The sequence below is a fragment of the Acidisoma sp. L85 genome (genome assembly GCF_009765865.1).
In the GTDB taxonomy this organism is placed as follows: domain Bacteria; phylum Pseudomonadota; class Alphaproteobacteria; order Acetobacterales; family Acetobacteraceae; genus Acidisoma.
Genome location: NZ_LMUQ01000052.1, coordinates 233,176 through 258,226, shown reverse-complemented (window position 1 = coordinate 258,226; position 25,051 = coordinate 233,176). Strand labels below are relative to the sequence as shown.

Here is a 25,051-nt window from a genome sequence, read left to right as displayed (position 1 = left end):
TATGGCAGTGGAAACGAACTAGATGCGGTTCCACTGCCTGATCTTGGCTCTCGTTTGAACTTCATCCGGCCGCAGCGTTTGGTGCGCCAGAAAGACGGATCCGCACTCATGGCTTGGGTACTCCTTTGCGTCGCCGGAATCCTTGAAATCGCATTCGCCATTGGTATGAAATCGTCCGAAGGTTTCACGCGGCTTATACCTGCACTGGTGACGGTCGCCACAGGCTTGTCGAGCGTGTTTCTTCTGTCGCTCTCGCTCCGCTCGTTGCCAGTTGGGACCGGCTACGCGGTTTGGACCGGTATAGGCGCGGCGGGCACCGCCCTTCTGGGGATGATACTCCTGGGTGACTCCGCCGCGCCGATGCGGGTGCTCTGCATTATTCTCATATTGGCAGGTGTCGTCGGCCTCAGACTGGTCTCACCGGCTTGAGCATGATTGCTGGCCAATGCGGCCTAACCTGGGGCCGCGGCGATGAAGCTCTACGGGGTTGCGTCATCCGCATTGACAAAGTTGGCATCCTGCGGATGTCTACCGAACTGTGTTTTCCTGGAAGCCATTTCTCCCAGCCCCAGCGCAATCCCGTATGGCGTTGGCGAGCACGCTGATCGATCTTGAAGTCAATGTCTTCGAAAGCGGATCGGCGATAGTCTTTCCGACGAGATATTCGGCCGGAGATCGACCCGCATCGACATTCGAAAAGCCGACCGACATATGAAGGCCGGCAGGCCCTGGTTCGCGCCTGCGCTCCCGCTCCTTCTGAACAGTTGATGGCCGGCCACTGGGCATCCCGCGTGGCTGTGCTAGGCTCGATTGGTTATAGAAGGAAAGCGCCCTATGGCTGAAGCGAAGCTCGCCCCCAATCTCCCGCAATGGATGATCGACCACGCCAACCGCTACATCTCCAGCGGCGGCAAAGACGGCCACATGTATACCGTCACTCCACCCGGCTACCCAGAAATGACAGTCCCCTCGCTGCTCCTCACCACTGTTGGCCGCAAGTCCGGCGAGAAGTTCATCTTCCCGCTCTTTTACGGCGAGGACGGCAACAGCATCATTATTGTCGCCTCCAAAGGTGGCGCGCCCGAGCATCCGGGCTGGTACAAGAACTTGGTCGCCAATCCCGAGGTCGAAGTTCGGGTCGGCACCAAAGACTTCAAAGCCAAGGCGCGGACGATCACCGGCGCGGCACGTGAACCGTTATGGCAAAAGGCCCTCAACTTCTGGCCGCCCTATGCCGACTACGCGAAGAAAACCGAGCGGGAAATCCCCGTCGTCCTGCTCGACCCCATCGTCTGATCCGGTCCCAGGTCGGACCGGCGACCTGGGGTTGCCGCTTACAGGGGCCTAGCTATGCATTCGAGGCTAAATCCGCATCTCCGGCTACAGCGAGAGCAATGCCCGACGTGCCGGCGGAGGTTGGGGGGTCAGCGCGGCCCGGCGGGCTTTGCATCAGCTTCACCCAATATAGCCATGATACACGCCCGGCGTGCGATGGCTTGATGGCCGCATCGACGAGTGCCCTGGGAACGCGGAGGTAAGGTTGGCTGAAGGTGAAGGGGATCGGCGGTTCAGATATCAAACTCGCATCGACAAGTTACTCCGTCCCATCGGAGAGTGGGGGCGCGTAAAGTTCGCCGGGAGACCTAACTATGTCTTCGACAAGCAGGAAAAGAAACTTGTTCTGGAGAGCTTTCCGGAATTTCTAGGTGAGACCGCGGATGAGGTCCGCCAGAAGATAGAGGATTTCATGGATGAGTGGATCGCATCTCGAGAGCCTGAGTAACGGTTTGTGAGCTGCTTTGGGGTTGACGCTTGCCCATGCGAGAGCCGCGACCTCACCGACGTGGCGAGCGTTTCACGGCCAGGCCCGAGGTTGGCCTCTTTGCCGTCGATTGGTTCGCGCCAGCCAAGGTCGCCGCCACGCTGTCGACGAGCGCTTGCAAGACAAAGAATTGCGCGACGACGGAGGTGACGAAGCCCGCGGAGGGCGGCTGCGCCATCGGCGCCGTCAGCAAGACGAGGTCGGCATGCCCTGCGATCGGGCTCGATGGCCGGCTGGTGATTGCCACGGTCAGTGCGCCGGCGGCGCGTGCGGCGCGCAGCAGCCGCACAGTTTCCAGCGTGCTGCCACTGTCGGAAATCGCGATTGCGACCGCATCGCGGGACGCCGGCGCCATGACCTCCAGCGCGACATTGCTATCGCGGTAAGAGGTTGCCCAAATTCCAGCGCGCAAAAGCTTAGCGGCCAGGATGTCGCCGACCATCGCCGAGACCCCACCGCCGTAGATATTGGCATGACGGCGCAGGACGAGCGCCTTCGCGGCATTCCTAAGGATGTTGCGGTCCAGCAGCCTCGCCGCGCCTTCGAGATTGTCGCTCATGTCGCGGCGCAGCCGTTCGACCTCATCAGCCACCTCGCCCCCTTGCAGGTCCTGCGCTGGCGCGCCGCACTGAGCGGCTAGAGCGAGCTTGAAGGATCGGAAGCTCACGAATCCCAGAATATGGGCAAGACGGACGATGCTTGCTTCGCCGCTTTCTGTGATTTGGCTCAGCGCCTCGATCGAAAGCGTGGTCGTTTCCGAAGGATAGTTGATGATGTGCTTCGCCACGCGGGCAAGCGCCGGCGACAGTTCCGCAAACTGCGACTGCAACCTGACTACGATAGGCGGGGTCGTCCTGAACATCAACCTTGGCGGTTCCCGAGCATCTTTCACGGCCCAATCAAAATCCTTTGTTGACAAGCCCACAGGAGCAATGGAGCATTGCTCCGCATAAATAGAGTTTTCTGGAGCGGCGATCCACTACTTCTAGAGGGAGCAGCATCTATGGCGGACCATTCCGGTACAGTTACTCGGCGCACAGCAATGAAGGCGGGACTGGCGACGGCGCTTGCGGCTGCACCCCTTGCTCGGCCGGCCATCGCCGCGAGCAAGAAGGTCGTGCGGGTTCTCGTTGTGGCGGATCCCTTCTACTACGCTCTGCGCGAGGTCACAGGCCAATTCGAAGCCGAGACCGGCATCACCGTCGAACTCGAGAACCTCGCCTACGACGCCCTGCAGGCGCGCCTGGTTTCGTCGTCCATCGCGCGCAAGCCGGACGCTGACGTGGTGACCGTCGATCAGATGTGGACGGGACAATATCTCGACAGCAACTGGATCATGCCGCTCGATGCGATGATGAAGGGCGACAAGGATCTCGATCTGGCGGACTTCATTCCCGAGGTTCTCTATTCGCTCAACACGTGGCGCGGCCATTTCGCGACTCTGCCGATCGCATCCTACGGCCAGGGTGTGATGTATCGCAAGGATGCCTTTGCAGCGCAGAAGCTGACGATGCCGGATCCGGCTTCATTTACCTGGGACGCCTATCTCGACCTGATCAAAAAGCTCGACGGCGCAACGGTCGGTGGCAAGAAGCTATTCGGCACGGTCGTCGCCGGCTCGCAGCCGCAGCCTATCGTCCATATGTACACCCAGCTGGCGGCGAGCATGGGTGTGCACTGGTTTAAGGAATTTCCAGAGGGGAAATGGGACTTCACGCCGACGATCAACACGCCGGAAAATGTCGCGGCGCTGACGATGTACGAGCAGCTCTACAAACTGTCGCCGCCGGAGGCGATCAACTTCAATTGGTTTGAGGCCGGCATGCGTTTCGCCCATGGCGATATCGGCATGTTCTACTGGTGGACGCCTTATTTCTACCTGACGCAGCGTGACGGCTATATGACCGGGAAACCCTCCCCGGTCGGCGATCAGATCGGCTTCGCCACACTGCCGCATGATCCGAAACATCCGCAGGTCATCAGCGCCGGCGGCTGGAGCCTCGGAATTCCGTCCTATGCTCCCAACCAAGACAACGCCTGGCAATTCATCAAATGGGCGACTTCGGCCAAGGGGCAGAAGGCGATGGCCTTGGTCGATAAATTCGGACATCAATTCTCTGACTTCGGCCGCGCATCACTCTACGATGACGCCGATCTGCAAAAACTCTATCCATACCTGCCCTTGCAGCTCGCCCTGCTTAAACAATCCAACGGCAAAATCGTGCGGCCGCCGGCGCCCGTCTACACCACGCTCGAGGGAATTTACGGCCTCAACCTGAACCGCGTGCTCGCCGGCAATTCGAGCCCGAGCGTGGCGCTCTCGGCGACCTCGGATCTGTTCGACAATGTGCTGAAAGGCAACTACCTCCTGCCCTACCAGCTCCCGTCTTACGACGACACGCTTGACGCGACCAAGAAGCTCATTGCCTCAATGGCCTGACATGGCTGCCGTCGCCTATGCGGATGGCGCTCGGACCACACCGCCGTCGCGTGAAAAGCGACGGCGGCAACGACTGCCCCTCATCCTCATCGCACCGTCGATCATCCTGCTGACAGCGCTGGTCGCCTTCCCTCTCGTCTTTTCGCTGCGCAACAGCTTCTGCTTCTGGAATCTCCAGATGAGTCCGAAGCCGCTCGGCTTCATCGGGCTCGGGAATTACCGTGCGGCGATCGAGCAATCTGACTTCGTTGAAGCGCTTCGACACACGCTCACCATCGCGGTTGTCGGAACCGCGATCGAGGTCGCGCTTGGCCTCGCGATCGCGCATCTGCTGGCTGTGCGGCTGGTGGGCATGAACTTCTGCCGCGCGCTCCTTATCATGCCGACCACCATCGCGCCGATCGTGACGGGCTTCCTGTTCCGATATATGTACGACGCACAGGGTGGGTTGATCCCCTGGCTCATCCGGACCGCTCATTTGCCGCTGCCAGCGCAGGGTCTGCTCGGCAACGAACACACGGCGCTCTGGGCAGTATTGGCGGCCGATATCTGGCAGTGGACACCCTTTTGCGCCATCGTCTTATTCGCTGGCTTGCTCTCTGTTCCCGACGAGATCGTTGAAGCCGCGCGCATCGATGGCGCGGGCGGCTGGACTATCCTGCGCCGGATCACAATACCCATGATTCGCAAGCCGATGGCCTTCGTCGCGGCATTGCGGCTGATGCAGATCTTCAATCTGTTCGATCTGGTCTTGGTGCTGACACGCGGCGGCCCTGGGTCGGCCTCACGAACACTCTCCTATAATCTGTATCAGCAAGGACTTGTTGACTTCAACATCGGGCTTTCCAGCGCCAGCACCTGGTTGATCGTCATCATCGTCAACGTTCTGATCGCGCTCTTTGCCGTCTTCGCCTTCAAGGACATCGTGTGATGTCGCGTGGGATCGTGCTGAAGCTTTGGCTCTATGCCGCCCTACTGCTGCTGATGGTCGTCTTCATCGGCCCCATCCTATGGTTCTTCCTGCTTGCGATCCGGCCGCCAGAGACCGCGTTCCAGATGCCGCCCGTGTTGTTCTTCAGGCCAGAGTGGAATGCCTTCTACGAGACTTTCGTGAACCCTGGAACCAATGCGCGGCAACTCTTCAACAGCCTGATCGTGGCGGGGGGCGCGGTGCTCCTCAATCTTCCATTTTCGATCCCGGCGGCTTACGCTATTTCCCGCTTCACTTTTCGGGGCCGAAAGAACCTGATGCTCTGGTATCTGGGTTTGTTGATGGCGCCGCCGGTTGCCTTCCTGATTCCGTATTTCCTGGTCGCGACGGCGGTCGGGCTGACGGGTACCTATCTCGCGATGGTGCTGGTGCTGCAAACGATCATGGTGCCCTTTTCTGTCTGGCTCCTGAAGAGCTTCTTCGACGATATTCCGGCCGACCTTGAAGCCTCGGCGGCGCTGGATGGGGCACGCCTGCACGAGATATGGTGGCATATCACTCTGCCACTTGCGACACCGGGCCTAATCGTCACCGCCATGTTTGCCTTCGTCTTCGCCTGGAACAACGCGGCCTTTCCGCTCGTGCTGAGCGACCAGGACACCGCGACGCTGCCGATCGGCACGCTCGGCTATTTCGGCAGCGCGGGCATCACCTGGAACAACATCGGGGCGGCCGCCGTCGCGGCGATGCTGCCGCCGATGCTGATCTTTCTCGTAATGGGCCGCTATGTTGTGCGGGGTCTCACCTTCGGCTCGATCAAAGGATAGGAGCGACGTCCGATGGCTAAGACTGGCTTTGCGGTGGTTGGCGCCGGGCTTTGGGGTTCGCAGCATGCGCGCGTCTTCTCGACGCTGCCTGAAGCCGCGCTCGTCGCGGTATGCGATGTGGATGCTGGACGTGCGGAAGCGATGAAGACGCGCTTCGGTGCCAGGCGCGCATATACGGATCTCGGCGAACTTCTGGCCGATCCCGCCGTTGAGGCAGTGACCGTGGCGACGCCCGACTTCGCCCATAGCGACATCATCCTGAGGGCTCTCGCCGCTGGCAAGCACGTGATGAGTGAGAAGCCGCTCGCAACTGATTTGGCGGCAACGCAACGCGTGGCAGAGGCCGTGAAGTCATCCGGCCGCAAATTCATGTTGGACTTCCACAACCGGGTAAATCCCGGTGTGGCCGCCCTCCATGATGCCGTCACCTCCGGTGAGCTGGGACGACCGATCCACGGTTTCATTCGCCTTAGCAACACGACCTTTGTCCCGCGCGAGATGTTGAGCTGGGCAAGCCGGTCCTCGGCGCTGTGGTTCCTCGGCAGCCATGTCGTCGATGCCCTGCGTTTTGTGACCGGCGACGAGGTGGAGCGCGTGCAGGCGGTGCGGCGGGACGGGCATCTCCGTAGCCTCGGCGTGGATACGGCGGACGTCCATCTTGCTATCCTGCAGATGCGATCCGGCGCCGTCATCTCAATGGAGAACAGTTGGGTCCTGCCTCCGGACTCGCCCATGCTTTATGATTTCCGCATGGAATTGGTCGGTGAAAAGGGAGCCGTGCAGGTCAATACGGCCGATAACGGCGCCTTCCGCAAGTTCACGGGCGGTGGGCTGCGCTCTGCCGATCTCTTCGGCGCAGTCCCCGCAGGTCCCGGCCGTATTGGCGGCTTTGTCTATGAGGCGATCGCCCGCTTCGTGGATGCCGTGGTAGCGGATGGCCCGCTGCTCGCAACCGCGGAAGACGGACTTGCGGCGACCGAGATTCTCACCGCGATCGAAGAAGCCGCTCGCACCGGCGCGACCGTTTCAATCAGGTAGGTCGCATCTGGCCTTGTGCGCATCCCGCTTGGCTGGTCAAAAGCCTTAACCGAGGGGGATCCGGACGATGCCAACGCTACCTTTGATTGCGCGGCGGCAAGCCGCGAAGATCGGCGCCGGCCTGAGCTTTGCCATAGCGACCAGAGCATCCGCCGCCGAGCCGCTGCCGGATCCCTCGCTCTCTCCTTCTCAGACCGTCGGCGTTGCTGTGCCGCCCGGCCAAATCGACCAGGCAATCGCAAAACTGGACGGCTTGACCAAGGATCTGCTGAGCAGAAGCGGAGTCCCCGGTCTCGCGGTGGCCGTGGTGCGAGATGGCGAGACCGTCTATGCGAAAGGCTTCGGCGTACGAAAGACCGGCACAACCGACGCCGTAGACGCCGACACCGTCTTCCAGCTCGCCTCGGTGTCGAAATCCGTCAGCGCGACAGTCGTGGCGCAGCAAGTCGGCCTCGGGGGCATTGCATGGAACACACCGGTCATCCGGCACCTGCCGTGGTTCGCGCTGAATGACAGGTGGATCACCCGCCACGTCACGCTTGGTGACATGTTCGCCCATCGTTCGGGTCTGCCGGATCACGCCGGCGACGATTTGGAGGATCTCGGCTACGACCGCCGGCAAGTGCTGGAGCGCCTCAGATGGTTGCCGTTGCACTCCTTCCGCGATGAATACGACTATACGAATTTTGGCGTCACGGCGGCCGCCGAGGCTGCTGCCGTCGCCGCGGGGACCGATTGGGCGAACCTTGCGGAAAAAGCCGTCTACGGGCCGCTGGGCATGTCATCGACCAGCTCTCGCTTCGCGGATTTCGAACGACGTCCGAACCGGGCGGTCGGACATATCAGAACCGGCGATCTGTTCGTGGCCAAATACCAACGCCAGCCGGATGCGCAATCCCCCGCCGGCGGTGTCAGTTCGTCGGTGCGTGACATGGCGCTGTGGCTTGCGATGGTGCTGCAGGGTGGCACCTACGGCGGCAAGCGGATTGTCGCTCAGGAAGCGCTACTCCCCGCAGTGACGGCGCGGATTGTGACCGACCATGGAACCGACATGACGGCGCGGCCGGGTCTTTATGGCTACGGGTTTGGCGTGGGAATTCAGCCGTCCGGGCGCGTCACCATGAGCCATTCAGGCGCCTTCTACCTGGGCGCAGCAACCAATTTCGTGCTCATTCCATCATTGGGACTTGGCATCATTGTTCTCAGCAATGCCTTCCCCGTGGGTGTCGTCGAGGCTTTGTCTGCGTCATTCGCCGACCTTGTGCAGTTTGGCAGGGTCACGCGGGACTGGCTGCCGGCCTATCGCGGACTTGTGGCAGGGATCTCCGCCCCAACCGGCTCTCTCGTAGGCAAATCGCCACCACCAGGGGCTGCACCTCCGTCAAACTTGCAGAACTACGCGGGCCTCTATGAAAATGACTACTATGGTCCCGCCGAGATCTTAGGCCGCGGAGACGGTCTTGCGCTGAGGATTGGCCCCAAGGGGCTGCAATACCCATTGCGACATTGGGACGGCTCCGTTTTCGTCTACACCCCCGACGGCGAGAATGCCCCCGATGGTTCCGTCTCCGCGATAACCTTCAAGGTGGGTGGCTCCGGTCGAGCTTCTGCGTTCTCCAATGAATTCTACGCCACCAGTGGCCGGAACGCATTCGTCAGACGCTGACGCCGCTCCAGATAGCGAAGAGCTGGACGACCCCCGGTCCGCAATCCATACATAGAGGATGAAAGACCCGTCCCCACTTGACTGCCTGAAATGCCCCGCGCTCTGCTGCAGAATGGCGGGCTATGTAGAAGTATCGCCCTCGGACGTCACAAAACTCTCGCGCTTCCTGGGTATCTCGGCTCGAGCGTTTGAGGCGAAACACATCGTCCATGTAACGCGCGCCGGGCGTAAGCGTATCAAGGCCGGATACGAGACTTGCCAATTTCTAGGCAGCGATCGGCGTTGCACCGTCTATCCCGCGCGGCCGGCTGATTGCCGGGGCTATTTTTGCTGGGAGCAAAACGATCCCACAGTCTATGAATATGCACGCTTCGTACAGACACCTGTTCGCCGCCTGCGCGCTGAGGAAGCAGCAGAGGAGTAAGCGCCACAGGTTGAAGCCCAATCCACCGCCCGTTTACTAGGCGCAAAGGTCTGCTAAAATACGCCTTTATAAGGGCGGGAAAGAATGGCTGCCGAAACAAGCATTGCGTCAACAACCTCCGCAGCTTCGATTCTGTCGATCTCCGCGGTTACAAAGCGCTATCAGTCTGGTCTTGTTGCCTTAGACAACGTCAGCCTCGCAATCGATGAGGGCGAGATTTTCGCGCTGCTTGGCCCAAACGGTGCGGGCAAGACAACATTAATCAGCATTGTCTGCGGCATCGTGACTATGACGTCGGGCCAAATCCTCGTCGATGGACATGATATTACGAGTGACTCTCGCCTCGCTCGCGCCAAGGTAGGCCTTGTCCCCCAGGAAATAGCGCTCGATATCTTTGCGACGGTCTGGAACACCGTCTGTTTTACCCGAGGCCTATTCGGCCAGCGAGCGGATCCCGTCTACATTGAACGTCTGCTGCGGGATCTTTCTCTTTGGGAGAAGCGTAAGACCCGCGTCATTGAACTATCCGGCGGGATGAAGCGCCGGGTGATGATTGCTAAAGCACTCAGTCATGAGCCGCGGGTCCTGTTCCTGGATGAGCCCACAGCTGGCGTCGACGTAAATCTGCGGCGCGATATGTGGGCCTTGGTTCGCAATCTGCGGAAGAAGGGCGTCACTGTGATCCTTACGACTCATTATATCGAAGAAGCGGAGGAAATGGCAGACCGCATCGGAGTCATCAATGACGGCAAGATCATCCTGGTCGAGGAAACCGCGAAGCTGATGCAAAAGCTCGGCAAGCGGCGGCTGACTCTCGTCCTGCAGCTTCCGATGGAAACGATTCCCGCGGAACTGAGTGACTGGGCGCTTGAGCTTAAAGATAACGGGCAGCGGCTGTCCTACAGCTTCGACGCTAATGCAGAGACCACGGGTATTCCCCAACTCCTCAATCGGCTGTCGGAAATGCGCATCGATTTCAAGGATCTCGAAACGACACGCAGCTCGCTCGAAGATATCTTCGTCAAACTGCTAGAAGATGCGGCATGAGAGGCCCGCGCGCGATCAACCACATTGGAATGTGGATGATATATCGCACCGAGATGGCTCGCACGCTGCGCACGATCTGGCAGAGCGTGGCGACTCCGGTGATAACGACGGCCCTCTATTTCATCGTCTTTGGCGGCGCGATCGGCTCGAGGATCCAAAATGTCGGAGGGGTGCGCTATGGTGCATTCATCGTCCCCGGACTGATTATGCTCTCGCTCCTCACTCAAAGCATCTCCAACGCATCGATCGCCATATATTTTCCAAAGTTCATCAAGACAATTTTTGAGATCCTGTCAGCGCCGCTATCGTCGCTCGAGGCGGTCTTCGCCTATATCGCCGCGGCCGCGACGAAGTCGATTGCGATCGGCTGCATCATTCTCGCTACGGCGACGTTCTTTGTCCCCGTCCACATCCTTCACCCCGCGTGGATGGTTGCGTTTATGGTGCTGACCTCGGTCGCCTTCAGTCTGTTCGGTTTCATCATTGGCATCTGGGCCAAGAATTTCGAACAGCTCGCCATCGTGCCATCGCTGTTAGTTACGCCACTTACCTTTCTGGGGGGCGCCTTCTATTCGATCGACATGCTACCGCAGCCCTGGCGGACGATCAGCCTGTTCAATCCGGTCGTCTATCTCGTCAGCGGCTTTCGCTGGAGCTTTTATGGGGCCGCGGACGTAGGCGTCGGCATCAGCCTGGCCTTCACCGGCGGCTTTGTGGCGTTGTGCGTGCTTGTCCTCTGGTGGATGTTCAGAACAGGATATCGCCTCAAGCCGTGACGCTAGCTCGCCAGGACGGTGCGCGCCATGACATCGACAAAAGCCTTGATCTTGGGCGAGCCGTGCCGGCTCGGCGGCCAAAGGATCTGCAGCGTACCGGAACTGCGCAGGGAAGCGTCGAGCACGGAACGAAGGGTGCCGTTGGCGAGTTGCCGACGCACCGTGAAGCTCGGCGTGTAAAACAGCCCTAGTCCCTGCTCGGCCAGTCCGATCAGCGGCTCCATCGTATTCGCGACGGTCGAGGCGGGCGGTTGAAAATCCAACTCCGCACCCTCGCGACTGAATATCCAGCGCTCGAGTTTTCCGGTTGCCGTCCAGCGGTGAAACAGACAGTCATGCCCGACGAGCTCTTCCGGCTCGCGGGGGATGCCACGTTTGGCGAGATAGGCCGGGGAGCCGACGATCACGTAGCCATAGGTGCCGAGCATGCGCATTTTTAGGTTCGAATCAGCGACCTTGCCGGTCCGCATTACAACGTCGAACCCTTCCTCGATCACATCGACCAGCCGGTCCGTAAAGTCGAGTTCCAGCGTGATCTCGGGATAGGCCTTCGCGAAAGCCCCGAGGGGAGGCGTCATCAGCATCCCGATCAGCGGCAGGCTGACGCGCAGAGTGCCTTTGGGCGCGGTGGATTGCGCGATCTCCAGCTCCGCGGCCTCGATCTCGCTGAAGATCGTCTGGCATCGCTTGAGGAAGCGGCCACCTTCCGGCGTCAAGGTGATGTTTCGGGTGCTGCGATGGAAGAGCGGCGCGCCTAGCCGTTCCTCCAGGCGTGCAATGGCTTTGCCGACCGCCGAAGACGAGATGCCGAGCGCTCGGCCCGCCGCCGTGAAGCTGCGCGTTTCCGCGGCATGGATGAAGGCGTTCAGCGGGCCGAGCCGATCCATCTTGTCTCCAACGTGCCGATACTCGTCCTGCTGCCCGTCCTTGACCCAGAAATCCAGTGAATTGCGGACATCACTGTCCGGAATGTTCCAAACGGCAGCCCAATTTCAAGCGGCGCCGGGAGAACCTAGCTTGGCTGAGTTCATCTGCCTCACCCCTAACCGCAATCAGGAGTGCCTCATGTCTAAGTTGTTTTCCCCGGTGCAGATCGGCGCGGTCGCACTGGCGCACCGTGTCGTCATGGCCCCACTCACGCGCTCGCGCTCCGGTCAACCGGGCGACGTTCCCAGCGATATCATGCGCACCTACTACAGTCAGCGCGCCTCGGAAGGCGGCCTGATCATCGGCGAAGCCACAACTATCTCGCCCTCGGCGCGCGGCTGGTTCGGTGCGCCGGGCCTCTATACCGACGCGCAGGTCACGGGCTGGAAGGCGATTACCGACGCGGTTCATGCCAAGGGCGGGCGGATGTTCGCCCAACTATGGCACACCGGCCGGTCGTCGCATGTCGATGTGACCGGCGGCCCGCAGCCTGTTTCGGCCTCGGTCGACCCCGCCTATTGGCAGGAGGCCTCGCATCTCACCTCAACGCCCGGCGGCTGGGTGAAGCCCTCGCCGCATCGCGCGCTGGAGGTGGGTGAGATCGCCGGCATCGTCGCGGACTACGCCCGAGCGGCCGAACGAGCCAAGGCAGCCGGCTTCGATGGCGCCGAGGTACATGCGGCGAACGGCTACCTCATCGATCAGTTCCTCCAGGACGGCAGCAACAAGCGAACGGACGCCTATGGCGGATCGATCGAGAACCGGGCGCGGCTGTTGCTAGAGATCGCCGAAGCAGTGACGTCAGTCTTCGGCGCGGACCGCGCCGCCGTCCGGATCGGGCCAAATGGGCGCTGGAACGGCATGGGCGACAGCGACCCGCGCGCTTTGTTCGACTACTTGGCCCGGGAACTGAACCGCTTTGGCCTCGCCTATCTCCACATCATCGAGCCCCGCGTGAAGGGCAACGTGGTTGTGGCCGAAGGACAGGCACCAGTCGCCGCCGAGCACCTACGAACGATCTTCAAGGGCAGGATCGTTGCAGCCGGTGGCTTCGAGCCGGAAACGGCGGCGGCCATCGTCGAGAAGGGTGATGCGGATCTCGTGGCTTTCGGCCGCCACTTCGTCTCGAACCCGGATCTTCCCGACCGGATCCGCAAAGACCTGCCTCTCAGCCCCCACGACCGGGACACCTTCTACACCTTCGAGGCCAAGGGTTACACGGATTACGCCCGTTTCGGCGCGGCCGCCTGATCGCCGATCAATTAACCGCCCAGGAACACATTCCATGAAACTCACAGGCAACACGATCTTCATCACTGGCGGCGGCTCCGGCATTGGCGGGGGCCTTGCCGAAGCGCTGCACAAACTCGGCAACAAGGTCATCATTGCCGGGCGGCGTCGCAGCCATCTTGACGAGATGATCGCGGCCAATCCCGGCATGCAAGCTGTCGATCTCGACATCGCAAATCCGACCAATATCGAACAGGTGGCCAGGCAACTGATCGCCGACCATCCCGGCCTCAACGTTCTCATCAACAACGCTGGAATCATGCAACTTGATAGAGCGGCTGGCAGGATCGACGACGCGATGATGGTTTCGACCATCACCACCAATTTGATGGGCCCGATCCGCATGACGTCAGCGCTGATCGAGCACCTCAAAGGCCAGGACGATGCTGTCGTGGCCTACACCACATCGGTTCTCGGTTTTGTCCCGATGGCGCCGACGGCGATCTATTCCTCCACCAAGGCAGCACTTCATTCTTACATTCTCTCGCAGCGCTTCATGCTGAAGGAGACAAAGGTTCGGGTGCTCGAGATCGCGCCCCCTTGGGTCCGTACCGAACTCATGAACAGCCAAGAAGCCGAGCAAGCCATGCCGCTGGAGCAGTTCGTCGCGCAGACCATCGCCGTATTGGCGACTGATGCGGATGAGATTCTGGTCGAAGCCGCCAAACCGCTTCGGGCGAATGCCGGCCCGAACGAGCATTTCTTTGTCGATCAATTCAATACGCAGATGACGGCGCTATTCGCGGGCGGTTGAGCCGCTTGCTTGGCACGCGTCCCCCAGCTCATGAAAGAAAGGCGTTTGCCGTATAAGGGGCGCTTATCGTGGCACGTGGATTTTCGTCGCCACCATGGCGCGTGGCTTTCCTCAGATGCCGACCTTCTGACGCTCACCTGGAGCCGTCGGCACAAACTCAATCACTTATTCTCGTCGAGACCGGCCTGTGACGATCTCACTATTTTAGATAGCTAGATAATTTAACTGACTCTCGCGTGTGATATGTCCTATTGACTAACGATAGAACAGAGTTCAATCGTGTGAAGCGCCCGCCGTAGCCGATGCTGGCCCGACACTCGGGATGGCGACGGAGCTTGGCGCATGTCGGTCTCTTTCGAACACGCAACGGATCGCAACCTATGACCCGCCAAATCCGCTTCAATGCTTTTGACATGAATTGCGTCGGGCACCAGTCGCCAGGACTTTGGGCGCATCCCCGAGATCGCTCCTGGCAGTATAAGGATCTCGAATACTGGACGGATGTCGCTCGCATATTGGAACGCGGGATATTCGACGGCATATTTGTCGCCGATGTCATCGGCTACTACGACGTCTATCAAGGCACCGCGCATCACGCCATTCAGCAGGCGGCGCAAATTCCGGTGAACGATCCCATACAACTCGTTTCGGCGTTGTCTCTGGTCACTAAGCATCTGGGGTTCGGCATCACGGCCTCCACCGGCTTCGAGCACCCCTATCCTTTCGCCCGCCGGCTCGCCACCGCCGACCATCACTCGAAAGGCCGGCTGGGCTGGAACATCGTCACCTCCTACCTCGAGAGCGGAGCCCGTAACACAGGCACCGCCGGATTGCCGCGGCACAACGACCGTTATGAAGTCGCGGATGAATATCTTGAGGTCATCTACAAGCTATTGGAAGGAAGCTGGGAAGAAGGGGCAGTGCAGCGCGATCGCGGCCGGCGCATCTTCACCGACCCGTCAAAAGTCCACGAGATTCGCCACCAGGGAAAATACTTCTCGGTCCCCGGCTATCATCTTTCCGAGCCATCACCGCAGCGCACGCCGGTTCTATACCAGGCAGGTGCGTCTGGTCGCGGCCGCGATTTTGCCTCGAGGCATGCGGAATGCGTTTTCGTGGCGGCTCCCACCAAGACGGTGCTGCGCAACTATGTCGCCGATGTTCGCAAGCGTGCCGCCGCCGCTGGCCGCGATCCCCGCAAGCTCTACGTCTATAACCTTCAAACCGTTATTTTGGGCGAAACGGACGCGGCGGCCGCGGCAAAATTCGAGGAATATCGCAGCTATGCCAGCTATGACGGCTCACTCGTCTTCATGTCCGGCTGGACTGGGATCGATTTTGGCCAATATGCCCCGACGGAATTGGTGAGAAAAGCCGAAACCAATGCGATTGTCTCGATCGTCGATGCCTTAGCCGAAGGCGACCCGGACAAGAAGTGGACAGTAGAGGAATTGGCTGCATGGGGTGGTGTCGGCGGCCTTGGCCCCGTCATCGTCGGCTCGCCGTCCACTGTTGCTGATATTCTTCAGGAATGGGTTGAGGATACCGATGTGGACGGGTTTAATCTCGCCTATGCGGTAACGCCGGAATCCTTCGAGGATGTGGTCAACCTACTCGTGCCCGAACTACAGCGGCGCGGCGTTTACCCGACCGACTACAAGCCTGGTACGCTGCGGGAGAAATTGTTCGGCGGCGAAGCCTATCTATCCAGTGATCATCCGGGTGCGCAATTTCGCGATCTCGCGGCGATTCATCGGCGAGAGGCCGAAACCGCAAAGTCGCAATTGCTTGTCGCGGTATAGCCAGTTCGCGATGACCAAGCCGCTCCTCGCCCTGCATAATGTTTCGCTCTCTTTCAAGGGTGTGAAGGCGCTGACGAATCTTTCGTTCACGGTTCAGGCTGGGCAGGTTTGCGCCTTGATCGGCCCGAATGGAGCCGGAAAGAGTTCGGCACTTAACATCGTGAATGGCGTCTATCGCGCGGATTCCGGGCGTATCGTCTTCGACGGCACGCGGTTTGAACGGATCCGCCCCTTGAAGGCGGCGCGACTCGGGATCGGGCGCACCTTCCAGCACAATGCCTTGTTCAAGCATATGAGCGTACTCGACAACGTAATGGCCGGCCTGACGCGCCATACCCGCACCGGTCCGTTGAGCCACGCGTTTCATCTGCCGCGGGGACGACGCGAAGAGGCACGAATGCGCGAGCGTGCAGAGCAGGTGCTGGACTTTCTGCATATCCGACCTCATCGCGACGCTGCCGCCGGCACGCTGCCATACGGTGTGCAAAAGCGGGTCGATCTCGCGCGGGCTCTGGTCGCAAAGCCTAAACTCATTTTGCTGGACGAGCCCATGGCCGGCATGAACCAGGACGAAAAGGAAGAGATGAGCGGCTTCATACGCCACACCAACCGCACGCTCGGCACAACGATGCTGCTGATCGAGCATGATGTCGGCGTCGTCATGGACCTATCCGACCAGGTGGTTGTGCTGGACTATGGGCGCAAGGTCGGTGACGGCTCCCCCGAAGCGGTACGCAACGATCCCGAAGTGATCGCCGCCTATCTCGGCACAGTGCATTAGAGCGCCCGGCCGTGGATTTCTTTGTCGAAACTCTTGTCGGCGGCCTCCTGGCTGGAGTCATGTATTCCCTCGTCGCAATCGGCTTCGTCTTGATCTACAAGGCCTCCCGCGTCTTCAATTTCGCCCAGGGTTCGATGCTGCTGTTCGCGGCTCTGGCTTTCGTGACGCTGACCGAGCACGGCGTTCCTTTTTGGCTTGCTGGCGCCATAGCCTTGTTGCTCATGATTCTGACCGCTGTCCTGGTGGAGCGAGTCGTGTTACGCCCGCTCACGGGGCGTTCCGATCTCACATTGTTCATGGCGACGCTTGGACTTAGCTACGTCATTGCCGGCGTAGCGCAGGCGGCCATGGGGACGGATGTGCATGCGCTCGATCTCGGTATTCCGGATGTGCCCATCAATGTCGGGCCGATCCAGGTCAGCGAGTTCGACCTGGCCGCAGCGGGCATCTCCGGCATTCTCGTGATTGGCTTGTCGCTATTGTTCACGCGCACGCGCATCGGAATTTCTCTTCGCGCCGTGGCGGATAACCAGCTCGCGGCGCAGTCTGTCGGCATCCGTCTCGACTGGATCTGGCGAATCGTCTGGTCAGTCGCGGGCTTCGTCGGCCTTGTCGCCGGTCTGCTATGGGGCGCCCGTGAGGGTGTGCAATTCTCCCTTAGTCTCGTTGTTTTAAAGGCTCTCCCGGTACTCATCATCGGCGGATTTACCTCTATCCCGGGTGCGGTCCTTGGCGGGTTGATCGTCGGCGCCAGCGAGAGCCTAGCAGAGCTGTATCTCGGCCCACTCATTGGCGGCGGCCTTTCAGCCTGGTTCGCCTATGTCCTGGCGCTGATCTTCCTATTGGTGCGACCCGCCGGACTTTTCGGCGAGCGCGAAATCGAGAGAGTCTAGGTGATGCCGAGCGATCGAAGCGACGCGACGGTGGTTGTCGGTCAGTCGCGAGCGGGACTTGCGGGTTGGAGTCCGCAGTCACGGCAACTCGTGCCGCTTTTGGCCGGAGCGGTGCTGGTGTTCGGCGTCATCCCAGCGCTTGGGAATGATTACTGGTTCAACGCCATTCTGATCCCCTTTTTCGTGCTGTCCTTGGCCGCCCTGGGGCTGAACGTGCTGACCGGCTATGCGGGGCAGGCCTCATTGGGGTCCGGCGCTGTCATGTCGGTCGGCGCCTTCGCGAGCTATAATTTTCTTCTGCGACTCCCGATGCTTCCTCTGCCCATCGCGCTCCTTTTGGGTGGAGCGACCGCCGCTGTCGTCGGTGTGTTGTTCGGTCTACCGAGTCTGCGGGTCAAAGGCTTCTACCTCCTTGCCTCCACATTGGGCGCGCAATTCTTTGTCGAGTGGCTTTTCAACGGCTACGGTTGGTTTTCCAACAACTCCTCCTCAGGCTCGATTTCCGCGCCACGTCTTGAGATTTTCGGCACGGATCTATCCTCGCCGGTTCACCGCTACCTGCTGACCGCCGTCACTGTAGCCGTGCTGACGGTCATGACGGTGAATCTAGTGCTTAGCCAGACCGGCCGAACATGGACCGCGATTCGCGATATGGATACAGCGGCCGCCATCATTGGCGTTCCTGTAGCCCGCACCAAGCTGCTCGCCTTTGCCGTCAGCTCTTTCATTCTCGGCATTGCCGGGGCGCTTTGGGTATTTGCCTATCTCGGAACCGCCGATGCGCATTCTTTTGACATCGACCGGTCCTTCCAGATCCTCTTCATGATCATTATTGGGGGGCTCGGCAGCGTGATGGGAAGTTTCGTCGGCGCGGCTTTCATTCTGCTGTTTCCGATCTTCTTGGACCGCGTGGCCGTCGGAATATTCGGGGGCACGGTCGACACGGGTCTTTTGCAGAACCTCCACGACATCGTGTTCGGCGCTCTCATCATCTACCTTCTGACGCGCGAGCCTCGCGGACTGGCCGCCTATCTGACGAAATTGAGCGATCGGCTTCGGCGTGGAAGGCCTGCGAGGTGATCGCGGCGGTCGCCGTCGCAAGTCTAGCCCACGAAGTCACAACCAACGTTTCGTAACCCAACTCAAACGCACCAACGGAGACATCATGTCCTTCCTCTCTCAAGGCGCGAAACTGGCTGGAGCGCTCGCACTCAGTGCCGGTTTCGCGGGATCAGCGCTCGCGGCCGAGGGGCCGCAAGAGCAATACCTGCCGCTTCTTACTTATCGCGTCGGACCTTATGCACCAAGCGGTGTCAGTATCTGGGCCGGCTTCCTCGATACGATCCGATACTACAACGAACAAAAAGGTGGCGTGGACGGGGTGAAGATCGTCACTCAGGAATGCGAGACGGGTTGGCTCGCGGAGAAGGGCGTTGAATGCTACGAACGCCTGAAGGGCGGTCGGAACGGATCCCAGGTGCCCTTCATCCTGCCGTTCTCGGCGCCAATCTCCTATGCCCTGACGGACAAGGTTGTCGCCGACAAAATCCCGATGATCACGATGAACTACGGGCGAACTGAGGCCACCGACGGCGCTGTGTTTCCGTGGAACTTCCCGATCATGCTGACCTTCTACAGCGAGGCCTCGGGCGTCATCAATTTCATCGCGCAAAAAGAGGGCGGCTTCGCCAACCTCAAGGGTAAGAAGATCGTTACCCTATACAACGACTCCGCTTACGGTCGCGAGACGCTCGGGCCGCTGGCCTTGCTATCAAAGAAATATGGCTTCGATGACATCGAGATTCCGAATCCAAATCCAGGTGTCGAGCAGTCGGCGCAATGGCAGCGAATTCGCGAAATCAAGCCTGATTGGGTCTTCCTGCGCGGCTGGGGAATTCAAACCCCCGTTGCCATCAAGACCGCGGCCCGGGTTGGCTTCCCAGCGGACCACATCATAGGAGACGTATGGTCCAGCTCTGAGGATGATGTCATTCCCGCCGGCGCCGGTGCGAAGGGAGTGCTTGCGGTCACCACCTATCCGGCGGGCACCAATTTCCCGATCCATCAGGAGCTGAAGAAATACATTCTCGACAAGGGCGAGAGCGACCTCAAGGATAAGGCGCGGTTCGGCACGGTCTACTACAATTCTGGCGTCGTCCAGGCGATCGTCGCGATCGAGGTTCTACATACCGCCCACCTCAAATTCGGAAATCGCCCAATTGACGGGACGGAGGGGAAATACGGAATCGAGCATCTGAATATCGACGAGAGGCAACTCGCGGAACTCGGCGTGACGGGCTTGCTCCAGCCGTTGAAGCTGTCCTGTGGTGACCATGAGGGCGGCGGCGCACTCCGGGTGCAACAATGGGACGGCAAGACCTGGACACCCGTGAGCGGCTGGATTCAGGCCGACCGGTCCAGCTTGCGGCCGCTCATTGATGAGAAGGCGGCAGCCTACGCGAAGGAGAAGAGCGAAACCCCCCGCGATTGCGCGACCGAAAGCTGAGGACCGGGAACAAGCCGATGCGCAGCTCAGGCGATGTGCCGAACGGAAGGGACGTCTTCCTTCGTCTTCACGAGGTCGAGGCGGTCTATGACAGGGCCATCGTCGGTCTGCGCGGGGTGACTTTCGACGTGGCCAAGGGGGCGATTGTGGCCCTGCTTGGCGCGAATGGAGCGGGTAAGACGACAACCTTGAGGGCGATTTCCAACCTCTTGGGAGCGGAGAATGGAGCGGTAAGTGGAGGCGCGATCACCTGGGAACAACGATCGGTTCTCGCGACCCATCCGTCGCAACTGGTGGCGCAGGGCCTCGCTCAGGTGCTGGAAGGGCGTCAGTGCTTTCAGCACCTGACCGTTGAGGAAAATCTTTTGACGGGCGGCTTCGTTCGCCGCCTTTCGCGGAGCCGACTGCGCACGGAACTGGATCGCGCCTATACGCGGTTTCCGCGCCTCAGGGAGCGGCGGCATATCCGCGCTGGGCTCACTTCGGGTGGCGAGCAGCAGATGGTCGCGATCGGCCGCGCGCTAATGACTGGGCCGCGCCTGATGCTGTTGGACGAACCATCGATGGGTTTGGCGCCGAGAGTCGTGCACGAAATCTTCGAGATCATTCGTAGGCTCAATAGCGAGGAAGGCGTCACATTTCTCGTCTCCGAGCAGAACGCCAATATCGCATTGCACTACGTCGATACCGCGCATGTGCTGGAGAATGGCCGCGTCGTGGTATCTGGCACGGCAACTGAATTGTCGGAGCGGGCGGATATCAAAGACATCTATCTAGGCGGAGGCGCCGCGAAACGACGTGAGCGCCGCAGCCAGCTTGCACATTGAAGCGCCCTAGCCTGCAACCTTGAGTGCTCGATCAGCGCGAGTCAGCTCGTGCTGGATTCCTCACAAGCCTAGCTTCCCCGCGGGGCTCGACGTGTTCAGCTTGGAACGGCGCACGTAACTGCGCATCGTCGTCAGACTTCGATGGCGGGTATGCCCCATGATCTCTTCATCTGGAACGCCGTTCTTATAGGCGGTCGTCACGAAACCGGCGCGCATACCGTGTGGCGTGATCGGCTCCCATATCGTCCCGCTGATTTTGGCCTGCACCGCGCGTTTCTTCAGAATTTGCCGCACTGCATCAGGGTCAAGTCGCCCTGCATGCACAGCGCCCCAGCGATCGACTTTGCGGAAGATCGGGCCGGAGACGATCTCGGCCTGCTCCAGCCACGCTTTCAAAGTCGCTATGGGGCAGGTCAGTGAGATGCGCCCATGGTTGATGCCAATCTCGGCACCCGCACCCTCCTTGTCGGTCTTGGAGCGCGTGATGAGGATGCGCATGCCCTCTGGAACCCAGGTCACATGCTCGATATCCAGCCCGACCGCCTCCGAACGGCGAAGAGCCCCTGCGAAGCAGAGCAGGAAAAGCGCCCGGTCTCGAAGACCCGCCATATCGTCGCCACAGGCGGCCAGGAGGCGTTTGATGTCCGCTGTGGTAAGGGCCGCCGACCGGCGAGGCGGTTCGCCATGGGTTCGCGCAATACCGCGCAAGGTCTCGCGGATCGCGGGGTGACGGGTATCCAATGGCTGCTTGGTCATCCGATGCGCGCGGGCGATGGCGGCGACCCGCCGCCGCAAGGTGGACAGCGCGTAGCCCCGACCGGCATCCGCCAAATAGGCGCCCACGATCTCCGGCGTCGAGGGCATGGGGTCGAGGCCGCGCTCGAGGCACCATGTCTTGAAATTCGCCAGATCGGCCTTGTAGGCGCGCAGCGTCGATGATGCGTCAGCCGCGTTTTGGTAGACCTGCGAGCGTGCGATTGACCTCGCCGCTCTGATGGTGAGCGCGGGCTCTGCCTCATCGAGGCGGCGAACCGCGGCCGATTCGGGCGAACGAGGAACCACTGGGTTCTTGGTCATGACGAAACCTGGCACTGATAAATGTAACCGTCAATACGCGAGAAGGTTCGTTATCACGTATTGACAATTTGCCGAGTCTGAGGCGAAACGGAGGTGAAGGAGCCAGCTCGCCGGTCGCCAAACAGCCCTTGGTTTGAGGGTGTGGCGAGTGATGCGCGTGGGATGGCGCGATGTCCGCGCTTGCTCGATCTTGTTTGTAGGAGTTCGACGCAAGAGACTGTCACTCAACCTGGAGACCAAGCGAAATCGCCAATTTTCTCGCCAGCTTTGCGCCGCTGTTGAGGCCACCCTCCATATAACCGGTGAAAAGAAGGCTGGTATATTCCCCGGCGAAAAATAGCCGCCCCTCAAAGCCTTTCTCGAGGTTCGGATAGATGGAGGTAACCTCGCCAAGTCTCGGTGCGCAGTAGCCGCACTGGGTCCACTTTTCGTTCGGCCAAGCCATGAACATCGTTTTCTCCACATGGGCCGAATAGCCGGGATAGATCGCGTCGAGATAGAATTTGAACTTTTGGCTTCTCTCCGCGGCAGGGAAATCCAGACAGTCTTGCGCCGCCTGTCCGCCCGAAAACACGGTGAGACAGGCCGGCTCTTCCGCATTCGACCGCTGCCCGTCGGTGCCTTCCCAGGTGTCGCCGACGGGCGTGTCGGTCAACGCGTTGGGCATAAGACCGCTCCGCTCCCAGAATGGGCGCGAGACCTTGGAGAGATATTTGAGCGTCGGGCCGGTCGATGGCTGATATCCCGGAGGAAGCCCTGGCTCGATGGGGAAGTTGTTCCAGGTGCTGGGTGGAGCGGTCAGCACGACGAGATCGCCTTCGACCGTGATCCCGTCAGCCAGCTCCACCGCAGCTCCCAGCCTGCCTAGCCGCATGCGGACGACCGGCGCCCCCAGGCGAATGTGGTCTTCGCCGATCGCTTCGGCCAGTTTGAACGCCATTTGCTGATTGCCGCCGATGCAGCGGAAAACCTCCGTCTCCGTCCAGAACTTCTCAACTCCGCCGCCAGCGATGCAGGAAAGGGCCGCCAGATAACTGAATCGCTTCGGCCAGGACGCGTCGTCATTGCCCAGCAGCGTCAGGGCGCCGTGTCGTGCGACATCGTCCAGATCGAACGAAGCGAAGGCCGCGGCCAGGCTGGTGTGATCGAGACGTGTCGCATCGGGCGTTTGCCACGGTCGGTCCAGGTTTATCTTGCGGGCATCCGCATTTAGGAAGGAAAGAGCATGCGCGATTTGCCCCCAGAGCGCCCGCAGTTCCTGGCCCGCATATTTGTTCCCATTTAGGATGATGGGCGCCTTGTCGGTCTCAGGCTCTGTCACATCACGGAACTCGAGCCCGAAATGCTTGCCATAGGCCATCCAGGTCGGATGGTTCGACCCGATGAGTTCGCCGCCACCCTCGATCACCCGGCCTTCGATGAAATTCTTCAACGACAGCACGCGGCCGCCAAGCCGATCGCGGGCTTCCAGCACCGTCACCCGAGCGCCGGCATTGCGAAGTTGGAAGGCGCAGCTGAGGCCGGCAAAGCCTGCCCCGACGACGATGACATGGGGCGCCGAGGCGGCGATCTTCGCCTTGGCAAGGCGGCCGCCCAGCATCAGGCCGGCGCCAGTCGCTGCCGTCCCGTGCAATAATTGGCGGCGGGTCACTGTCCCGGGTGCGGCATCGACGCGACGTGCGATGCGGCCGATAAGTCCCGGCCTCATGGACGATGAGCCGGCAATGTTTTGAGCCAGTCCACCGTATGATTGAGCGAACCAAAGACGCAGGAGATTCTCGGCGACAAGGGTTGGAAAAACTGCCGAAGCGGAAACTTTTTCATATTTATCTCGGACCCTCGGAAGCACTGTGCTTTCCGACCTTTTAGTTTTTTGCTCAATCTTCGCTGAAATATGTCGAGCGACGTAGGGTTAGCGACGGATCGGAGAAGCGATCCCGGTCTGGCGAACTAATGGCCGCCGAACGGTTGCAGACGACGGCCGATCCGTCAATCTTTTGCCTTGGGCATATGAGAGCCATCCCATAGCAATGGAGGCGCTGGCTAGAACCGGGGGATTGCGATTCGGCCCGAATGCAGACCTTGCCTAGTCACGACGAGACGCTCCCACTTCGTGCGGCAGTGCAAGCTGGCGCCCGGCATGCTGCGTCGCTCGAACACCGGTGTGGTGCGTGAGGGGATCCCGTCTCAAGAAAACGTGGCTCCCCGATGGACGAGCCGACGGTCAGCTTCTCGTTGCTGGCAATTCCTCAGAGCGTAGGGCGCCCAGCCATCGCTGATGTTCGACGAACCGCTCGACCGACCTGTCGATAAAGGTGCGAACCGTTGCCGCCAGATAGCGGCGGTGGGGATAGATTGCGTTGATTGCAAACTCAACCGGCAGGTATTCGGGAAAAAGCGAGATCAATGTGCCCGCTTTAAGTTCCTCCTCCACGATAAAGGGCGCGGCGAGCGCAATACCACCGCCGCCGACGAGAACCGCGTGAAGCACCTGGGCGCTGCTGGTTACCAGATTGCCGGATACGCGCACGGCGGCCGGTTTTCCGTCTCGATCGGTGAAGTGCCATTCATCGCCGAAGGGATAATACGCGTAGCGCAGGCAATTATGGTTGGCGAGATCAGCGAGGCGCGCGGGTGACGGATGATTTTCAAGGTAGCGCGGCGCGCAGCACAGGGTATGGCGCCACTCGGCCAAACGCCGCACAATCAGGCTAGAATCCGGAGGCACGACCGCACGGATGGCAAGATCAAACCCTGCCTCGACAAGATCGTTCATCCGGTCGCCAGACCGCAGATCGATCGCCGTTTCGGGAAAATCCTCGAGAAAGCGCACCACGACCGGTGCAATGAAGCGGGCGATATTTGTGTCGCAAAAGATTCGCAACCGGCCGCGTGGCGTAGACTGTAATGCGCTCGCGATTAGATCGGCCTCGTCAAGCTCGGCCAGGATCTGCGAACAGCGCTCATAGTATTCGCGCCCGATCTCGGTCAGTCCCACCTTCCGCGTGGTGCGGTTGAGGAGGCGCACGCCGAGCCGCTCCTCCAAAGCCCTCACATGCTGGCTGACCATGCTCGGCGAAATGTCGAGCCGCGCCGCCGTTCCGGCGAAGCTGCCGACTTCCGCGACCTTGGCGAAGACTCGCAAGCTATCGAAACGATCCACTGGGCACCGACTGTGAAGCAGTAGTGAACAGTCTATGCGGTGGACGCCGTATTATCAAAC

General features: G+C 60.4%; 24 protein-coding genes. 19 read left to right on the top strand and 5 right to left on the bottom strand.

Going from position 1 to position 25,051, the window contains the following annotated elements; all coding sequences use genetic code 11:
- The first annotated feature begins 108 nt into the window (after positions 1-108).
- The 3 genes from GSQ83_RS16950 (at position 109) to GSQ83_RS16940 (ending at position 1,783) form a co-directional block, all read left to right on the top strand.
- Positions 109-429: an SMR family transporter gene (locus GSQ83_RS16950; protein WP_158804049.1), complete on the top strand. Its 321-nt coding sequence runs from the start codon at positions 109-111 to the stop codon at positions 427-429.
- Between the two features lie 405 nt (positions 430-834).
- Positions 835-1,296, top strand: coding sequence for a nitroreductase family deazaflavin-dependent oxidoreductase (locus GSQ83_RS16945; protein ID WP_158804048.1), 462 nt, complete (start codon positions 835-837; stop codon positions 1,294-1,296).
- 244 nt (positions 1,297-1,540) lie between these two features.
- On the top strand, positions 1,541-1,783 hold the full coding sequence (locus tag GSQ83_RS16940; RefSeq protein ID WP_158804047.1) for a hypothetical protein: 243 nt from the start codon (positions 1,541-1,543) through the stop codon (positions 1,781-1,783).
- A 52-nt stretch (positions 1,784-1,835) separates the two neighbouring features.
- Here the strand turns inward: GSQ83_RS16940 and GSQ83_RS16935 are convergent, their stop codons facing one another.
- Positions 1,836-2,684 (bottom strand): MurR/RpiR family transcriptional regulator, encoded by an 849-nt coding sequence (locus GSQ83_RS16935; RefSeq protein ID WP_158804046.1) that lies wholly within the window; start codon positions 2,682-2,684, stop codon positions 1,836-1,838.
- Positions 2,685-2,825: 141 nt separating this feature from the next.
- On the opposite strand from GSQ83_RS16935, the gene GSQ83_RS16930 reads away from it, so the two are divergent.
- The 8 genes from GSQ83_RS16930 to GSQ83_RS16895 all read left to right on the top strand — a co-directional run bounded on the left by GSQ83_RS16930 (position 2,826) and on the right by GSQ83_RS16895 (position 10,971).
- A complete protein-coding gene (locus GSQ83_RS16930) occupies positions 2,826-4,262 on the top strand; it encodes an extracellular solute-binding protein (RefSeq protein WP_158804045.1) in 1,437 nt (478 codons plus the stop codon).
- Position 4,263: 1 nt separating this feature from the next.
- Positions 4,264-5,193 (top strand): carbohydrate ABC transporter permease, encoded by a 930-nt coding sequence (locus GSQ83_RS16925; protein ID WP_158804044.1) that lies wholly within the window; start codon positions 4,264-4,266, stop codon positions 5,191-5,193.
- On the top strand, positions 5,193-6,020 hold the full coding sequence (locus tag GSQ83_RS16920; protein ID WP_158804043.1) for a carbohydrate ABC transporter permease: 828 nt from the start codon (positions 5,193-5,195) through the stop codon (positions 6,018-6,020). Before GSQ83_RS16925 ends, GSQ83_RS16920 begins: the two co-directional genes overlap by 1 nt.
- A 12-nt stretch (positions 6,021-6,032) precedes the next feature.
- Positions 6,033-7,058, top strand: a complete 1,026-nt coding sequence (locus GSQ83_RS16915) for a Gfo/Idh/MocA family protein (RefSeq protein WP_158804042.1) — start codon at positions 6,033-6,035, stop codon at positions 7,056-7,058.
- Positions 7,059-7,125: 67 nt separating this feature from the next.
- Positions 7,126-8,724: a serine hydrolase gene (locus GSQ83_RS16910; protein WP_158804041.1), complete on the top strand. Its 1,599-nt coding sequence runs from the start codon at positions 7,126-7,128 to the stop codon at positions 8,722-8,724.
- Between the two features lie 58 nt (positions 8,725-8,782).
- Positions 8,783-9,148 (top strand): YkgJ family cysteine cluster protein, encoded by a 366-nt coding sequence (locus GSQ83_RS31380; protein WP_371418032.1) that lies wholly within the window; start codon positions 8,783-8,785, stop codon positions 9,146-9,148.
- 84 nt (positions 9,149-9,232) lie between these two features.
- Positions 9,233-10,195 carry an ABC transporter ATP-binding protein gene (locus GSQ83_RS16900; RefSeq protein WP_158804039.1) on the top strand — a complete coding sequence of 321 codons (963 nt, stop codon included), beginning with the start codon at positions 9,233-9,235 and terminating at the stop codon, positions 10,193-10,195.
- Positions 10,192-10,971 carry an ABC transporter permease gene (locus GSQ83_RS16895; RefSeq protein ID WP_158804038.1) on the top strand — a complete coding sequence of 260 codons (780 nt, stop codon included), beginning with the start codon at positions 10,192-10,194 and terminating at the stop codon, positions 10,969-10,971. Before GSQ83_RS16900 ends, GSQ83_RS16895 begins: the two co-directional genes overlap by 4 nt.
- Positions 10,972-10,973: 2 nt before the next feature.
- Here GSQ83_RS16895 and GSQ83_RS16890 read toward each other — a convergent pair whose 3' ends face one another.
- The gene (locus GSQ83_RS16890) at positions 10,974-11,858 is read right to left on the bottom strand and encodes a LysR family transcriptional regulator (protein WP_158804037.1); all 885 of its coding nucleotides are present in this window, start codon (positions 11,856-11,858) and stop codon (positions 10,974-10,976) included.
- 178 nt (positions 11,859-12,036) lie between these two features.
- On the opposite strand from GSQ83_RS16890, the gene GSQ83_RS16885 reads away from it, so the two are divergent.
- The 8 genes from GSQ83_RS16885 (at position 12,037) to GSQ83_RS16850 (ending at position 20,751) form a co-directional block, all read left to right on the top strand.
- Positions 12,037-13,149 (top strand): alkene reductase, encoded by a 1,113-nt coding sequence (locus GSQ83_RS16885; protein WP_158804036.1) that lies wholly within the window; start codon positions 12,037-12,039, stop codon positions 13,147-13,149.
- 34 nt (positions 13,150-13,183) lie between these two features.
- On the top strand, positions 13,184-13,942 hold the full coding sequence (locus tag GSQ83_RS16880; RefSeq protein WP_158804035.1) for an SDR family oxidoreductase: 759 nt from the start codon (positions 13,184-13,186) through the stop codon (positions 13,940-13,942).
- Between the two features lie 380 nt (positions 13,943-14,322).
- Complete coding sequence (locus GSQ83_RS16875) at positions 14,323-15,744, top strand: LLM class flavin-dependent oxidoreductase (RefSeq protein WP_158804034.1); 1,422 nt, start codon at positions 14,323-14,325, stop codon at positions 15,742-15,744.
- A 10-nt stretch (positions 15,745-15,754) separates the two neighbouring features.
- Positions 15,755-16,525, top strand: coding sequence for an ABC transporter ATP-binding protein (locus GSQ83_RS16870; protein WP_158804033.1), 771 nt, complete (start codon positions 15,755-15,757; stop codon positions 16,523-16,525).
- 11 nt (positions 16,526-16,536) lie between these two features.
- Positions 16,537-17,418 carry a branched-chain amino acid ABC transporter permease gene (locus tag GSQ83_RS16865; protein ID WP_158804032.1) on the top strand — a complete coding sequence of 294 codons (882 nt, stop codon included), beginning with the start codon at positions 16,537-16,539 and terminating at the stop codon, positions 17,416-17,418.
- Between the two features lie 3 nt (positions 17,419-17,421).
- Entirely contained in the window at positions 17,422-18,498 is a 1,077-nt protein-coding gene (locus tag GSQ83_RS16860) for a branched-chain amino acid ABC transporter permease (protein ID WP_158804031.1), read from the top strand.
- 85 nt (positions 18,499-18,583) lie between these two features.
- Positions 18,584-19,924 carry an ABC transporter substrate-binding protein gene (locus GSQ83_RS16855; protein ID WP_158804030.1) on the top strand — a complete coding sequence of 447 codons (1,341 nt, stop codon included), beginning with the start codon at positions 18,584-18,586 and terminating at the stop codon, positions 19,922-19,924.
- Positions 19,925-19,941: 17 nt separating this feature from the next.
- Positions 19,942-20,751 (top strand): ABC transporter ATP-binding protein, encoded by an 810-nt coding sequence (locus GSQ83_RS16850; RefSeq protein ID WP_158804029.1) that lies wholly within the window; start codon positions 19,942-19,944, stop codon positions 20,749-20,751.
- A 60-nt stretch (positions 20,752-20,811) separates the two neighbouring features.
- On the opposite strand, the gene GSQ83_RS16845 is transcribed toward GSQ83_RS16850, so the two are convergent.
- The 3 genes from GSQ83_RS16845 to GSQ83_RS16835 form a co-directional block, all read right to left on the bottom strand.
- On the bottom strand, positions 20,812-21,828 hold the full coding sequence (locus GSQ83_RS16845; RefSeq protein ID WP_158804028.1) for a site-specific integrase: 1,017 nt from the start codon (positions 21,826-21,828) through the stop codon (positions 20,812-20,814).
- A gap of 220 nt (positions 21,829-22,048) precedes the next feature.
- Positions 22,049-23,536, bottom strand: a complete 1,488-nt coding sequence (locus GSQ83_RS16840) for an FAD-dependent oxidoreductase (protein ID WP_158804027.1) — start codon at positions 23,534-23,536, stop codon at positions 22,049-22,051.
- 516 nt (positions 23,537-24,052) lie between these two features.
- A complete protein-coding gene (locus GSQ83_RS16835) occupies positions 24,053-24,991 on the bottom strand; it encodes a LysR family transcriptional regulator (protein WP_158804026.1) in 939 nt (312 codons plus the stop codon).
- Between the last annotated feature and the right edge of the window lie 60 nt (positions 24,992-25,051).